Origin of the sequence: Rickettsia rhipicephali str. 3-7-female6-CWPP (assembly GCF_000284075.1) — a bacterium.
Classification (GTDB): Bacteria; Pseudomonadota; Alphaproteobacteria; order Rickettsiales; family Rickettsiaceae; genus Rickettsia; species Rickettsia rickettsii.
Window position 1 is genome coordinate 193038 of the sequence record NC_017042.1, and the last position, 14057, is coordinate 207094.

The window sequence follows — 14057 nt, forward strand, 5'->3', positions numbered from 1 at the left end:
TAAAATATGCAAATTCAATTTCACTTATATAACACTTTGAGCCGTACTAAAGAGGTTTTTAATCCTCAAGATCAAGCTAACGTAAAAATGTATGTATGTGGACCGACTGTTTATGATAATCCTCATATAGGTAATGGTAGGTCGGGAGTAGTATATGATTTACTTTATCGTATAGTTATAAAAATATTCGGTGAGAAGACAGTAAAATATGTACGTAACATTACGAATGTTGACGATAAAATTATCGATAGAGCTGAACTACTTGGTGTTACTATTGATGAGTTGACTGATAAAGTTACGAAAGAGTTTCATAAAAATATGGCATATTTAGGTTGTATGCTACCTAGTATTGAGCCGAAAGCTACAAAGCATACTGATGTAATGATCGCAATAATAGAACGCTTAATAGCAAAAGAGTACGCATATGTTGCTGATAATCATGTTTATTTTGATGTTTTATCAGCTCCAAATTATACGGAATTATCTAACCGAAATTTAGAAGAAATGTTTGAGGGAGTACATGTAGAAAATAGTAAAGCCAAAAAAAATCCACAAGATTTTGTATTATGGAAACCGGCAAAGCAAAATGAACCGGCAAATATGAATTTTGAAAGCCCCTGGGGACTTGGTCGCCCTGGATGGCATATTGAATGTTCAGCCATGAGCTACAAATATTTAGGTGAGAATTTTGATATTCACGGCGGCGGAGTAGATTTAATCTTTCCGCATCATACCAATGAGATTGCTCAAAGTAGATGTGCTTTTCCAAGTTCTACCTATGCTAAATATTGGGTACATAATGGGTTTCTAACGGTTAACGGTGAGAAAATGAGTAAATCTCTTGGTAATTTTATTACCATAAGGGATTTAATGGATAAACAAATTCAAGGAGAAGTAGTAAGGTTATTTTTATTAAGTAGTCACTATAGGCGTCCTCTTGATTATAATGATAAAGCTATAGAAGATGCTAAGAAAACTTTAGATTATTGGTATAGAGCTATAGAAAATATTAATGTGCAGAAAATAGATTTACCTCATGATTTCATGCAAAGCTTACTTGATGATATGAATACGCCGCTTGCCGTTAAAATAATTAATGACTACGCTAAAGGTGTTTTTATTTCTAAAACTGAAGAAGAAAGGCAGCTTAACGCCTCTGCTATTATTACTTGTGCTAATTTTATTGGTTTAATGAATAAGACCCCACACGAGTGGTTTAATAGCGGTGTGGATGAACTCTATATAAATGAGTTTGTAAATAAGCGTTTGGAAGCAAAAAAACAAAAAAATTGGTTATTAGCCGATCAAATTCGTAACCAGTTATTAGAGGAAAAAGTAATTCTAGAAGATCAACCTGACGGTACTACTATTTGGCGCAAAGAATAAAAGCTTGTAAATTACGCAATATGCGTATATAATTTATAGGCTTATAAGTCGTCATTGTGAGGAAATATATGTAATAATTGACGAAGCAATCTCAGGGTATTTGATGAGATTGCCACGCAGCCTACGGCTGCTCGCAATGACGATTATCCAAAACTTAAGCAAAAAATTCACACGTAAGATATATGTTAGTTCATTAGAATGGGCATCTTACGGAGGTATAAACTAACAATGGAGAATTTAAAAATGTCAAAAATACCATCTGTTAACATTAAAGAATTATTAGATGCGGGCGTGCATTTCGGTCACAAGACCTCACGCTGGAATCCTAAAATGGCATCTTATATATATGGTGAACGTGATGATGTTCATATAATCGATTTAAGACAGAGTGTCGCTTTAATGAGTGTTGCTTTGAATGCAATATATGAAACCGTAAAAAAAGACGGTAAAATATTATTTGTAAGTACTAAAATACAGGCAAGCGATATTATAGCGGAATATGCCGAAAAATGCGGACAGTATTACGTAAATCATAGATGGCTTGGTGGTATGCTAACTAACTGGAAAACTATTGCGGGTTCAATAGAAAAGCTAAATAAGTTAGACAAAACCTTAGAAAACGAAGAAGCACTTATGGGTTATACTAAGAAAGAGATACTCGATATGAGCCGTAAGAAAGATAAATTACTTCTATCTCTTGCCGGTATTAGAAATCTTAATTCTAAACCTGATCTTCTAGTAGTTATTGACACTAATAAAGAGCATATCGCAATTAATGAAGCGGTAAAGCTTAATGTTCCTATAGTTGCAGTAGTTGATACTAATTCTAATCCTGATAATGTAGATTATCCGATTCCGGGTAATGATGATTCTATAAGATCAATAAGACTTTATTGTAGTTTATTTGCAGATGCGGCATTACAAGGACTTGAAGAATCAATGAAAGTTTCAGGAGTTGATATGGGTGCTATGCAAGAGCATACAGATAAGGCGTTAACTTCTAAAAATGTTTCTAAATTAAAACAAGCTAAAAAATTCTCTAAAACGAAAAATATTGATGAAGAGACAAATACAGAATTTGAGCAAGCATTAAATGATGAAAAATTCTGATAATGCATAAGTGTTGTTGCATGGATCGGCTTTCCCATTGTCATCCCGCGACTTGATCGCGGGATCCAGCTTAAAATACTAATATTAGTATTTTAAATTGTTTTTATGGACCCCAGGAGCAAGCCACGGGGTGACACCGAGGTCGTTCTTCGAGCCACAACCCAAGCCAAATATAATAATTAAGGAGAAAGTAAGGTATGAGTGAAATAAATATAAGTGTTGTAGCGGTTAAAGAATTAAGAGAAAAAACCGGTGCAGGTATGATGGACTGCAAAAAAGCATTAATAGAAACCAGCGGTAATTTTGAAGAAGCTATTGATTTTCTTCGTAAGAAAGGTTTAGCTGTTGCTGCAAAGAAAGCCCGACGCATTGCTTCTGAAGGTTTAACGGCTGCAAAAGTTGATGGGCTTACCGGAGTGGTAATTGAAGTAAATTCCGAAACGGATTTTGTTGCTAGAAATGAGCAGTTTCAGGATCTAGTTAAGGATATTGCAAATCTTGCAGTAATTGCAAAAACTATAGACACGCTAAAAACATTTAAAATGCAAAGCGGTAAATCAGTTGAAGAAGAAATTATAGAAAATATCGCTACAATCGGTGAAAATTTAACATTACGTCGTATGGATATATTAGAGATATCTGAAGGAGCAATCGGTTCGTACGTGCATAATGAAGTTGTACCGAATTTAGGAAAAATTTCCGTATTAGTAGGTCTTGCGTCTAACGCAAAAGATAAAGCAAAACTAGAAGCGTTAGCTAAACAAATTGCTGTTCATGTAGCAGGAAATAACCCGCAAAGTATAGATGATTCAGGCTTGGATCAAGCACTTGTAGAGCGTGAGAGAAAAGTATTTTTTGAGAAATCTAAAGAAGAAGGAAAGCCTGATAATATTATAGAAAAAATGGTAGAAGGTAGAATACGTAAATTCTTCTCGGAAGTTGTATTGCTTCAGCAAAATTTCTTATTTGAGCCTAAACTTACCGTTGCGGAAGTAATTAAAAATGCCGAAAAAGAACTCGGTGCAGAAATTAAAATCGCCAAATTTATTAGATACGAACTTGGTGAAGGTATAGAACACGAAGAAAAAAACTTTGCCGATGAAGTAGCTGCCATTACGCAAGGTTAATGGGCTTGTTTCATAGCTTCAATGTCATTCCCGCGTAGATACCAAATCGTCATTGCGAGCATGCGTTGTTGTGCAGACACAATTCCATCCTGTCATCCCGCGACTTGATCGCGGGATCCAGTAAAAATATAAAAACAACTAATACTAGTTATTTTTATGAATACCGTGGTCAAACCACGGTATGACACCGAATGCGTTTTTCTATCTGCAACAATACCTACTCCTGTGGTCAATTGAACTAGGTGACAGTAAAACACTCGTGAATGCTCACTCACACCTTTTCAAAGCAAACAAAGGCGAATTTAGGATAAGTGCTTATTCTAAACTCGTATTTATAATATCTCTCTAACTACAATCAACTATCTATTAATAAATAATTTTCGGTTTTTTACTTTATAATATTATAATAAAAGATTTATATTGACTTAATAATAGAAAATCTTACAATAATAATTATTATTAGTTTAAATGAAGAGCATTTTATGTCAAGGACAAAAGAGGAATATGCTGCACAAATTTATGCTGCCGAAGAGCATCGTAGGAGACAAGCTAATTATAGTGATAATGATGCCGAACTGCTTAGGGTTATTATAGTATGTGCCGGTTATGCATGTTATAAAGCAGTAGAAGGGGCAGTAAAAGTTACCGTAACAGGAAGTAAAATTATAGAAAACGCCTATAAGATAGGAAGTGGACAAATAGCAGTACTCGGTACTGATGCCGAAAGTAAAATAACTTATATAACAAAGCATCCTTCGTCTCGAGGTAATACAAGTACTCCCACTCAGTCGATGCCAACTAATCCTGTAGATCCTTTAGAGCAAACTCCCCCTAATACTCCTCTACCTCTAAAAGAGAAAAGACTAAAATATACGGAAAAAACTGGTAGGTAGTGCAAAGATTGGAGCTAAAACCCTTTCAAACGCTTATAAAGTGATAACCGGTACAATAGAAGTCGTCGGTCCAGGAAGTGATTTTAACAGCAACGGTAAGGAAAAATTTATATTTTCTGAACCTACTAAGCATAAAGTTGTTCAAAAAGAATTTAAAACCGAAAACGGTTATAAGTGCAGTATTGCGTTGGAAGAGACAATTGAAGCTTCCTTAACATTAAGATTAAATAACAAGCGGATAGTTAAGATTAAAGAATTTAGAAGCATGATTGTCCCTGATACTACAGCAGATACGGGAGAAACTTTTGATATTTTGCTAATTTTAAAATATTCTGATGGGGCAAACATGCCTAAAGCAGATCCTGCTTTTTTAAAGATACATTATGGTAGAGACGGAAAATTAAATAAGTTATCGTTGCCAAACCCACCTATAATTTTTCATAACCAATGGTATCCGGCCTTAACCGTTTATAAAGGTGAATTATGTTCTTTGCCTATAAGTAGTGGGTATTTTATAGGTATTTGAATAAGAAAATACTAGAAAATAACGGAAGTATAGAAATCAGTCACGTAGATCCTGAATTTATTATAGAGCTTTTAGGAGAATAAGAGTTTTTAGTTAAATTCTATCAAAGAAACTTCGTAATTACTTTTAAATATTCATCTAGGACTGTTTGGTTGTCCTTAACAAATTTTAAAGCATTTCCGCGGTAAGCTTTAAGTTCTAGAGAATTATTAGACCTGAGTAGATATGTTAGTTTGGTTAGTAAATCTTCACCGTTTTTGATGTGGATAGCTGCTTCATTTTGCAATACGCCTTTAGCGATAGCGGTGTTTTTGCTCATATCGGGACCGAATATAATACAATTAGAGAAATATGCCGCTTCTAAAATATTATGCCCGCCTTGTTTAAAAGAACCGCCGATAAAAGAAATTGTAGCTACAGAAAAAAATAGTCCCATTTCGCCGAACCTATCAACTATATAAAGATCATCGCTTAAAACAGGTAAATCATTTTGCGACTTAGCGGTAGCGGATAAATTATGTGACTTACAATTATCGATAATTGATTTAACTCGCTCAGGATGTCTTGGAATTAAGATAATATAGCAGTCTAAAAACTGCTCTTTTAGGTTTTTGATTATAGGCAAAATCACCTCTTCATCTTCGGGGTGAGTGCTGGCAAATAGCACGACTCGCCTATTGTCTAAATGTAAGCTTAATTTTGATAACTCTTCTTGATTGACCGGAAGTTTTTCGTTGGCAAATTTAATATTGCCTAAATTCACTGCATCTGATACGCCAAGTTCATTGAATTTTTGTAAGTCACGCTCGCTTTGCACGATAATTTTACTGAAATTTTTGAGAATAAGCTGAAAAAAGCTTTTTCTTTTTAGCCAAGCTTTAAACGATTTATCGGAAATACGAGCATTAACTAGTAGTAATTTACACTGCTTTGCTCCCTCATTAATAGTACACGGCCATAATTCCGATTCTATAAAAATGCCTAAGTCAGGTTGCCAATTTCTTAAAAATTTTCGAGTAAAAATAATATTATCTATCGGTAAAAATTGGTGAACTGCTATTTTAGGTAATTTGGCAGTTAATATTTTAGCGGAGCTGTTAGTCCAAGAAGTTACTAGAAAACGAACGTCAGGGTAGCGTTTACTTATATTATATATTAATGTTAAAGCTGCCATAGACTCGCCAACGCTTGCTGCATGAATCCATATCAGCCTTCGTGCATAACTTGCTTCTAAAGGTAATTTATACGTCGATCCTAACCCTTCATCCTCACGTACTAGTGTGTACGCTGTGGTTCGCAGTGAAGTATCTCCTTTAAATTCCTCTTTATTAGCGGACGTTTGCACGAAGTCTAATGAATCGTCTTGTCTGTGTTTGCCAATAGCAAAACGCTCTTGGATGCGTCTTATATCTTCTTTACCTATTAATAAACGTATAAGAATTATGATAAAATAAACAGGTAATAATATAAAGCTTAAAGCATAATATAATAACATCATTTCTTTAAACTCTCTGTTAAGCTTGCTAATTGTTTTTCAAGGCTTATATGGTTTTGTATTTTATCATTTGTGAGTTCTAAAGGCGAGCCAACTATGATTTTAATGGTACCAAACGGTAGAGGTATTATTAATTTATCCCAACTTTTTAATCTGAAACATCTAGAAGTGGAGCTGACTATAGGAATAAGTTTTGTGTTATATCTATAGGCTATTTCGGTAATGCTGCTATTTACTTTATATACCGGTCCTTTAGGACCGTCCGGCGTGACTATTATATTTGCACCTTGAGATAACTTACCTATAATATTACGTAAAGCTCCAATTGAATTTTTATTAGTAGAACCTACTATCACTCTGCAACCGAATTTTCCTACTAGATCGTTTAAAATTTTTCCGTCTAAATGCGGTGATATTAAAGCATAGATATTTCTATGTCCTATAAACATAGCCGGACTTAAGGCAAGCATATTATGCCAAAATGCAAAGATTACCCCTTGTTCGTTTAGGAATTTTTCCTTATTGCCGTTATCGTAAAATATAAATTTCTGCTTTGAAGTAAAGTAAACAAAACGCAAATACCAATATAGTAAAATAGTAATTATACTAAGTACGTATTTATTATTTTTTAAAAATTTTTTAAAAACTTTCCGCATTATTTTTTTGTTGGTTTAGGTGGCTTTTTAACTTTTCCGTCATTGCGAGGAAATTACGAAGTAAGTGACGAAGCAATCTCAGGATATTTGACGAGATTGTCACGCAGCCTATGGCTGCTTCGCAATGACGATTTGGTATCCATGCAAAGCCTTAAGAAGGAAGGACATCGATTGTTCGCTCAATTCTAATACAAGCTTCTTCTAGCTCTTTCATAGAAGTAGCATAAGAGATTCTAAAATATCCCTCTAAGCCGAAAGCGATACCGGGTACTACGGCAACTTTTGCTTCTTCAAGTAAATATTCGGCAAAATCATTACTATTTGCAATAATTTTTCCTGACTTAGTTTTATGCCCAAATATTTTATCGCATTTAACAAATAAGTAAAACGCCCCTTCCGGCTTATAGCACTCAAAATATTTTACTCTTTTCAAAATTGATAAAGCAAGATCACGCTTTTTTTGACAATTTAAAGCATTAGGCTTTATATAATCTTGAGGACCGTTTAATGCTTCAATAACAGCCATTTGACTTATTGAACAAGGGTTTGAAGTACTTTGCGACTGAATAATAGTCATTGCTTTAATCAAAGCTTTAGAGCCTGCACCGTAGCCTATACGCCAACCCGTCATAGAATAAGCTTTAGATACTCCGTTTATGGTAAATATTCTCTTTTTTAAATCAGGTGCTATTTGGGCTAATGTATAAAATTTAAAATCATCAAAAGTAATATGCTCGTAAATATCATCAGACATTACGTTTACATGTGAATATTTTCTTAAAACTTTAGCAATATTTTCTAGTTCTTCAAAATTATAGCTTGCACCTGTTGGATTACTAGGTGAGTTAATAATAAGCCACTTAGTTTTATCCGTAATTGAACGTTCTAAAGCTTCTGCACTTAATTTAAAGTTATTTTCAATTCCGCAATTTACAAAAACAGGTGTTCCTGTGCTAAGTGCAACCATATCAGGATATGAAACCCAATAGGGTGCTGGAATAATTACCTCATCCCCTTGGTCTAAAGATGCCATAAACAAATTATATATAACTTGCTTACCGCCGGTGCTTACTATTATTTCATCAAGTTCGTAATCTATATTATTTTCACGTTTGAATTTGTCTTTTATTGCTTGCTTTAAAAGAGGCATACCCTCAACGTTAGTATATTTAGTAAAGCCGTCTTTAATCGCTTTAATCGCCGCTTCCTTAATATTGTCAGGCGTATCAAAATCAGGCTCACCGGCACCGAGTGTGATAATATCAACTCCCGCTTTTTTAAGTTCAAGAGTTTTTTTAACGATTGCAAGGGTCGGCGACGGTTTTATAGAACTTAGCCTCGTAGAAATAATTGACATAATTTGAGTCCGTATTAAATGAAAGCTACAGTAAAATCGGTAATTTCAAGAAATAAATATTAATTTTTATAATGAAATCTACAATTATATATTATAATTTGTTTAGTATTGACAGAATATATTAGTCTATGTTCGTGGTTAATTCTACGTGACCATAAACCTGATAATATATCTTTTAAAGATTCGGGCTTACCTATACCTGTAAACGGTGCTTCTTGGATATTTTTTATTAGGAGTTTAATACGTTCATATTTTTTAATATCGTATTTTTTCCAATACGCTAAATCCTCCGCTGCTTCTAGTGTCCACTCAATCTCAATCATCTAAATTAACTTTAGCAAACTCTCCTCTTTTTGCTTGTTCGATAGATTTTTTTATTCGATTCGCATTAGCCGGATTAGATAATAAATATAATGTTTCTTTTGTAGATTCATATTCTTCTTCGGTTAAAAGAATAATATTCTTATGATTCTTTCTTTTAATAAGATAGGGGACATGATCGTTTTCTACGGTATTTAGTACAGAGCTTAAGTTTTTTCTAAATGAAGTGCCGCTAATTGAGTGCATGAGCTACCTACTGATGTACATATAACATGTACATCCTAGCTTCAATTCCATTAATTTACAAGTAAAATTATTATTTTATTTAAAAATTTATCAAGATATGCTTTATTATATAGTAAGTAATATTAATTTAGTAATTAAACTATGCTCGGTAAAATAAAAGACAAAATCAAACATTATTGCTTAACTATAATAAATATACCAAATTTTATTAAGAATAAAATTTTAGAATTTAAAAATTATATAAGTGATTGTAAATATAAATTCTCTCATTTAGCCGAAACTAATTATCAACTTGGACTCGATCATTTATATAGAGGTAATTTAAATGATGCATTACTTAGGTTTAAACTAGTCGATAAATTTTTTAATCCTAATGATTCTAAAGTATATTATCAACTCGGATGGGTTTATTTTTTAAAAAATAATTACAGGCAAGCTATAGAATATTTAGAAAAATCTAATGAAAAATATAAACCTATATTTATAAATTTTTTGAAAAATTATAAGGATATTACTGAAATACCTCAAGAAATTTGTGGAAAATATCGTGATTTAACTGCACAATATTATCCTACTATTTTTAATAACGATAAAAATATCCATCTTCCGTATAGGTTTGTTAATGAAGCACTTAAGCAGATATCTGATTTACCGGATAATTACTCTATTTTGGAACTTGGAAGTAATATAGGACTTGTAGGTTATGAAATACAAAAACGTTTTCCGGAAAGTTTTACTTTAACCGGTGTAGAAGTTTCTGCTTTAATGAATGAGTTACAAGAAACATATTACCCGAACACTAAAATTTACGATCAAATATATAATATTGCTATCGATGAATTTTTAAAACAAAACTCTAATAAATTTGATATTATTTTTAGTTTTTGCGGATTATCGTTTACTAACAATTTAATAGAATATTTTAATTTAATATACTCATCTCTTAATAAACAAGGGTATTTTGCCCTTTATTTACCAAATGCGACGAAGACACAATTTTCATTAACACGCAAAGAATTTATTTTTAACTTGAATGAAATAAATAATTTTTTACAAAAAAATAATTTTACTATATTAACTTCGGAAGAAATAATACTAGCGGAAAACAATAAATATAGTATTATTGTTTGTAAGAAAACAGCATAAATCAATGAGAATATTAATTATATTATCCATTATTTTATGTTCATTATCGATAAGAGCTGATCTTGAATATGTTGATAATGACATATATAACTATAATGGTGGAAGAAATGAAAACGGTTGCTTGGAGGTTTATGATCCATACGAAAAGTTTAACCGTAAAGTGTTTGTATTTAATTCTGTGTTAGATTATATAATATTGCGTCCTTTAGCGATAGGTTATAAGAACATCACGAATGATTACGTAAAAGCGCGCGTTAATAGTTTCGTCAGTAATGTCGATACACCGCTTACGGCGGTAAATTACGGGCTTCAGTTAAATTACGATAAAACTATGAAAAGCGTTTGGCGGTTTCTCATTAACACGACGCTTGGCATAGGCGGTTTATTTGACGTGGCAGGTAAAGTAGGTTTGCCGTCTGATCGTCAAACTTTCGGTAGTACCCTCGCACATTATGGAGTTGCCCCAGGTCCTTATTTAGTATTGCCGATAATCGGTAGTACTAACGCAAGAGATATGACGGATTTGGTAATTACTAATTATGCTCTTAATCCATTAATGTACTACACTCATAATGATTTTGACTTAGGAGTACTAGCAGTTAGTACAATAAACGATCGATATGTTGTATTACCGTTTAGTGATTATGTGATGAAGAATTCTACCGATCCTTATGTGGCTATTAGATCAGCATTACATCGTGCACGTGAAGCATCGGTTCAATATCCTGAAAATTTTAAATGTCCTAAACCCAAGAATTAATGAAATTAAAGAGGATTATATGCAAAAAATTATTACAGGTTTATTTTTATTAGTTATGACGTTTTCCGCTTATTCTAATGAAAAAGTGCCTGCCGGTTTGAACAGTTATGTTACTAATTTAGTAAATGAAGCTTCTAGTATATTAAACGATAGTAAGTTATCTGAGCGAGTAAAAATTGTTCAAGTACGTGAGTTAATGTCTCAGAACCTAGATTTTGATTGGATGGCTAAATATACATTAGGCAGAAATGGGATAAAAACTTTATCAGGTGGGCAGGTTCAGGAATTCATCAAAGTTTACTCTAAATATGTTACTAAATCTTATACTGATTTAATAAAAGATTATAAAGGCGAACAGCCTAAAATAGTAGGAGTTCGTCCTTTAAGCCCGACCGATTTTATGGTTGCTATGAATATCATTAGTAATAAAGAGCAAGACCCTATTAAAGTAGAATATCTTGTACGTGAAATGAAAGGAAACGGAAAAGACGTTTTTAAAGTTTCTGATATAATTACGGAAGGTGTAAGTCTTATTGGAGCTCAACAAGACGAGTTTACCGATACTTTAAAAAATCAAGGCTTTGAGGCACTAATACAAAAATTAGACAGTCGTTCTTAAGCTTATTTCACTGTCATCTTAAATCGTCATTGCGAGGAAATTGCATAGCAATTGACGAAGCAATCTCAGGAGTTTGTTATTATTGCATGAGATTGCCACGCAGTCTACGACTGTTCGCAATGACGATTAGATATCCACGCAACAAAGCCCGCTCGCTAATAGCGTTAAACAACATAAATCACTCCACATGAAAATCTTAGCAGGCAGTAGTAATAAGTTACTCGCAACGCGTTTAGCTATAGCATTAAATATTAAATATATTGAGCCGAAAATTACCTATTTCAATGATTCCGAAATAAAAGTAGAAATTCAAAAATCGTTTCATAATGAAGATATAATCATAGTACACAATCCACATCAAAACCCGTTAATGAGCGCTTAATTGAGCTGTTTTTGCTAGTAGATGCAGCAAAAAAAGCGGGAGCAAATCGAATAATTTTAGTAATGCCTTATTTTGGTTATGCAAGGCAAGATAATATAAATGCTCAAAATATAATTCCTGCTAAGTTAATAGCAGATTTTTTAGAGAAGCTCGGAGTAAACCATGTAATTACTATTGATTTACACTCCGATAAGATAGAGAAATTTTTTAATATTCCTGTTTCTAATCTTGAACCTATAAATTTATATATCCCGTTTTTAAGAACTTATAGTAATTTCGTTATAGTTGCACCTGATAAAGGAAGTATCAATCGAGTTCAAAAAATTAGTAATTTACTAAATATAGATTCAGCTTATATAAACAAAGAAAGGGATATAAATAATAATTGTGAGATGATATCAATAACAGGTAGTGTAGAGGGCAAAAATTGCATATTAATTGATGATATTATAGATAGTGGAGAAACAATCGTAAAAGCAGCGAGATTTTTAAAAGAACATTCGGCTTTATCGGTAGTGCTTTTATAACTCATGCAGTGCTTTCTGCCGGTTCTAAAAATTCGATAATAGACCTCTTGGAGAACGAAGCTAATAAAGAGGAATTTGTAGGAAACACGGAACGCAGCACCGCAGCGTACACTTTAGTACGTGAGGATGCAAGTACTGGATTGACGTACAAATTACCTTTAGAAGCAAGTTATGCAAGAGGTCTATTAGACAAATATTTTTATCACGGATACTATAGAAACAAGTGACTTATCTACAAAATTTTATATAATACTACCCGTATTGCCTATCATCGTAAAAGAGTTAATAAATATACTATGAGCTTGTGTACTGTAGAAATAAATCTATCTACAATAAAAAATAATTACCTTTTATTACAAGATATTTGCAAAACCTCATTAGTCGGTGCTGCCGTTAAAGCTAACGGTTACGGTCTTGGAGCAGTACAAATTTCTAAAGCTTTAATAGAAGAAAATTGTAGGCATTTTTTTGTGGCCTCAAGTGAAGAAGGAGTGAATTTACGCAACGCTTTAGGATTAGATGTTAATATTTTAGTTCTTAACGGCGTTTTTGAACATGATGCTTTAGAGCTGATAGAATATAATTTAACACCTGTCCTAAATAACTTAAAACAAATAGAAATTTGGCAAAAATTTAGTAATTTGAAAAACCGATTATTGCCTTGTTATTTACATTTCAATACGGGGATTAATCGTCTTGGCTTAAGCTCTGATGAGATAGAGCAGCTAATTAATGATCGTGATTTGTTAAAAGGGCTAGATTTACAATATATTATAAGCCATCTAGCTATATCCGAGGAAATAGATAATCCTTATAATCTAGAACAATTAAACAGATTTAAAGCTTATTTACAATATTTCCCAAACGTCAAAGCAAGCCTTGCTAATTCCGGCGGCATATTTTTAGGACAGGATTACCATTTTGATTTAGCAAGATCGGGGGCAGCCTTATACGGTCTTAATCCTTTAACAAAGAATCCCGTAACCTTAAAAGCTCCTATAATTCACTTACAGAATTTGACACTAGATAGCCATATTGGTTATAATATGACTTTTACAACTAAGCGTGATAGTGTCATTGCAACGTTACCGCTTGGTTATGCCGATGGGTTTAGTCGTAATTTTAGCAATCAAGGCGAAGTATTTATTAACAGTCGCGGCGTTCCTATAGTAGGGCGAGTATCGATGGATTTAATAAATATCGATGTTACCGATCTACCACCGTCCGAGATTTTTCTAGGGCAGGAAGCGGAAATTATCGGAAATTATTGCACGCCCGATAAAATAGCGAGTATTATAGGTACTATCGGGTATGAGGTATTAACTAACCTTGGTAGTAGATATAAAAGAAAGTATATCGGGTAGATATCTGTGTCATACCGTGGCTTGACCACGGTATCCAGAAAAAAATTAAAAAAGACTGGATCCCGCGATCAAGTCGCGGGATGACATTAGAGGTTACTGGATTCCTGCTTTCGCAGAAATGACATAGCGTACTTAAATTAAA

16 protein-coding genes and 1 pseudogene are annotated in these 14057 nt (G+C 33.1%); 12 read left to right on the forward strand and 5 right to left on the reverse strand.

Annotated features, from left to right (window positions below):
- Window positions 1-6: 6 nt before the first annotated feature.
- From cysS to MCC_RS07170, 5 genes are all read left to right on the forward strand, one after another.
- Window positions 7-1386, forward strand: coding sequence for a cysteine--tRNA ligase (gene cysS / locus MCC_RS01090; RefSeq protein ID WP_014408173.1), 1380 nt, complete (start codon window positions 7-9; stop codon window positions 1384-1386).
- Window positions 1387-1629: 243 nt separating this feature from the next.
- Window positions 1630-2496: a 30S ribosomal protein S2 gene (gene rpsB / locus MCC_RS01095; protein ID WP_041405471.1), complete on the forward strand. Its 867-nt coding sequence runs from the start codon at window positions 1630-1632 to the stop codon at window positions 2494-2496.
- A 197-nt stretch (window positions 2497-2693) separates the two neighbouring features.
- Window positions 2694-3623 (forward strand): translation elongation factor Ts, encoded by a 930-nt coding sequence (gene tsf, locus MCC_RS01100; protein WP_014408175.1) that lies wholly within the window; start codon window positions 2694-2696, stop codon window positions 3621-3623.
- Window positions 3624-4105: 482 nt separating this feature from the next.
- Window positions 4106-4516 (forward strand): hypothetical protein, encoded by a 411-nt coding sequence (locus MCC_RS01105; RefSeq protein WP_014408176.1) that lies wholly within the window; start codon window positions 4106-4108, stop codon window positions 4514-4516.
- Window positions 4517-4556: 40 nt separating this feature from the next.
- Window positions 4557-5042, forward strand: coding sequence for a Sca4 family protein (locus MCC_RS07170; RefSeq protein WP_014408177.1), 486 nt, complete (start codon window positions 4557-4559; stop codon window positions 5040-5042).
- A 103-nt stretch (window positions 5043-5145) separates the two neighbouring features.
- Here MCC_RS07170 and waaA read toward each other — a convergent pair whose 3' ends face one another.
- From waaA to MCC_RS01140, 5 genes are all read right to left on the reverse strand, one after another.
- The gene (gene waaA / locus MCC_RS01120) at window positions 5146-6540 is read right to left on the reverse strand and encodes a lipid IV(A) 3-deoxy-D-manno-octulosonic acid transferase (RefSeq protein ID WP_014408178.1); all 1395 of its coding nucleotides are present in this window, start codon (window positions 6538-6540) and stop codon (window positions 5146-5148) included.
- Complete coding sequence (locus MCC_RS01125) at window positions 6537-7193, reverse strand: lysophospholipid acyltransferase family protein (RefSeq protein ID WP_014408179.1); 657 nt, start codon at window positions 7191-7193, stop codon at window positions 6537-6539. Before MCC_RS01125 ends, waaA begins: the two co-directional genes overlap by 4 nt.
- A gap of 151 nt (window positions 7194-7344) precedes the next feature.
- A complete protein-coding gene (locus MCC_RS01130) occupies window positions 7345-8550 on the reverse strand; it encodes a pyridoxal phosphate-dependent aminotransferase (protein WP_014408180.1) in 1206 nt (401 codons plus the stop codon).
- A gap of 59 nt (window positions 8551-8609) precedes the next feature.
- Window positions 8610-8873: a Txe/YoeB family addiction module toxin gene (locus MCC_RS01135; protein ID WP_014408181.1), complete on the reverse strand. Its 264-nt coding sequence runs from the start codon at window positions 8871-8873 to the stop codon at window positions 8610-8612.
- A complete protein-coding gene (locus MCC_RS01140; protein ID WP_012152411.1) occupies window positions 8866-9117 on the reverse strand; it encodes a type II toxin-antitoxin system Phd/YefM family antitoxin in 252 nt (83 codons plus the stop codon). Before MCC_RS01140 ends, MCC_RS01135 begins: the two co-directional genes overlap by 8 nt.
- 141 nt (window positions 9118-9258) lie before the next feature.
- Here MCC_RS01140 and MCC_RS01145 point away from each other — a divergent pair, with 141 nt between their 5' ends.
- From MCC_RS01145 to MCC_RS01175, 7 genes and pseudogenes are all read left to right on the forward strand, one after another.
- Window positions 9259-10263 carry a methyltransferase domain-containing protein gene (locus MCC_RS01145; protein ID WP_014408182.1) on the forward strand — a complete coding sequence of 335 codons (1005 nt, stop codon included), beginning with the start codon at window positions 9259-9261 and terminating at the stop codon, window positions 10261-10263.
- 4 nt (window positions 10264-10267) lie between these two features.
- Window positions 10268-11023 (forward strand): MlaA family lipoprotein, encoded by a 756-nt coding sequence (locus MCC_RS01150; RefSeq protein WP_041405474.1) that lies wholly within the window; start codon window positions 10268-10270, stop codon window positions 11021-11023.
- 19 nt (window positions 11024-11042) lie between these two features.
- A complete protein-coding gene (locus MCC_RS01155) occupies window positions 11043-11642 on the forward strand; it encodes a Tgt2/MlaC family protein (RefSeq protein ID WP_014408184.1) in 600 nt (199 codons plus the stop codon).
- A 187-nt stretch (window positions 11643-11829) separates the two neighbouring features.
- Window positions 11830-12024: a ribose-phosphate pyrophosphokinase-like domain-containing protein gene (locus MCC_RS10795; protein ID WP_041405394.1), complete on the forward strand. Its 195-nt coding sequence runs from the start codon at window positions 11830-11832 to the stop codon at window positions 12022-12024.
- A gap of 11 nt (window positions 12025-12035) precedes the next feature.
- Window positions 12036-12551: a ribose-phosphate diphosphokinase gene (locus MCC_RS01165; protein ID WP_081498399.1), complete on the forward strand. Its 516-nt coding sequence runs from the start codon at window positions 12036-12038 to the stop codon at window positions 12549-12551.
- Window positions 12552-12559: 8 nt separating this feature from the next.
- A pseudogene (locus tag MCC_RS01170) lies at window positions 12560-12764 on the forward strand (palindromic element RPE1 domain-containing protein); the annotation flags it as partial.
- Between the two features lie 83 nt (window positions 12765-12847).
- Window positions 12848-13915 (forward strand): alanine racemase, encoded by a 1068-nt coding sequence (locus MCC_RS01175; protein ID WP_014408186.1) that lies wholly within the window; start codon window positions 12848-12850, stop codon window positions 13913-13915.
- Window positions 13916-14057 lie beyond the last annotated feature (142 nt).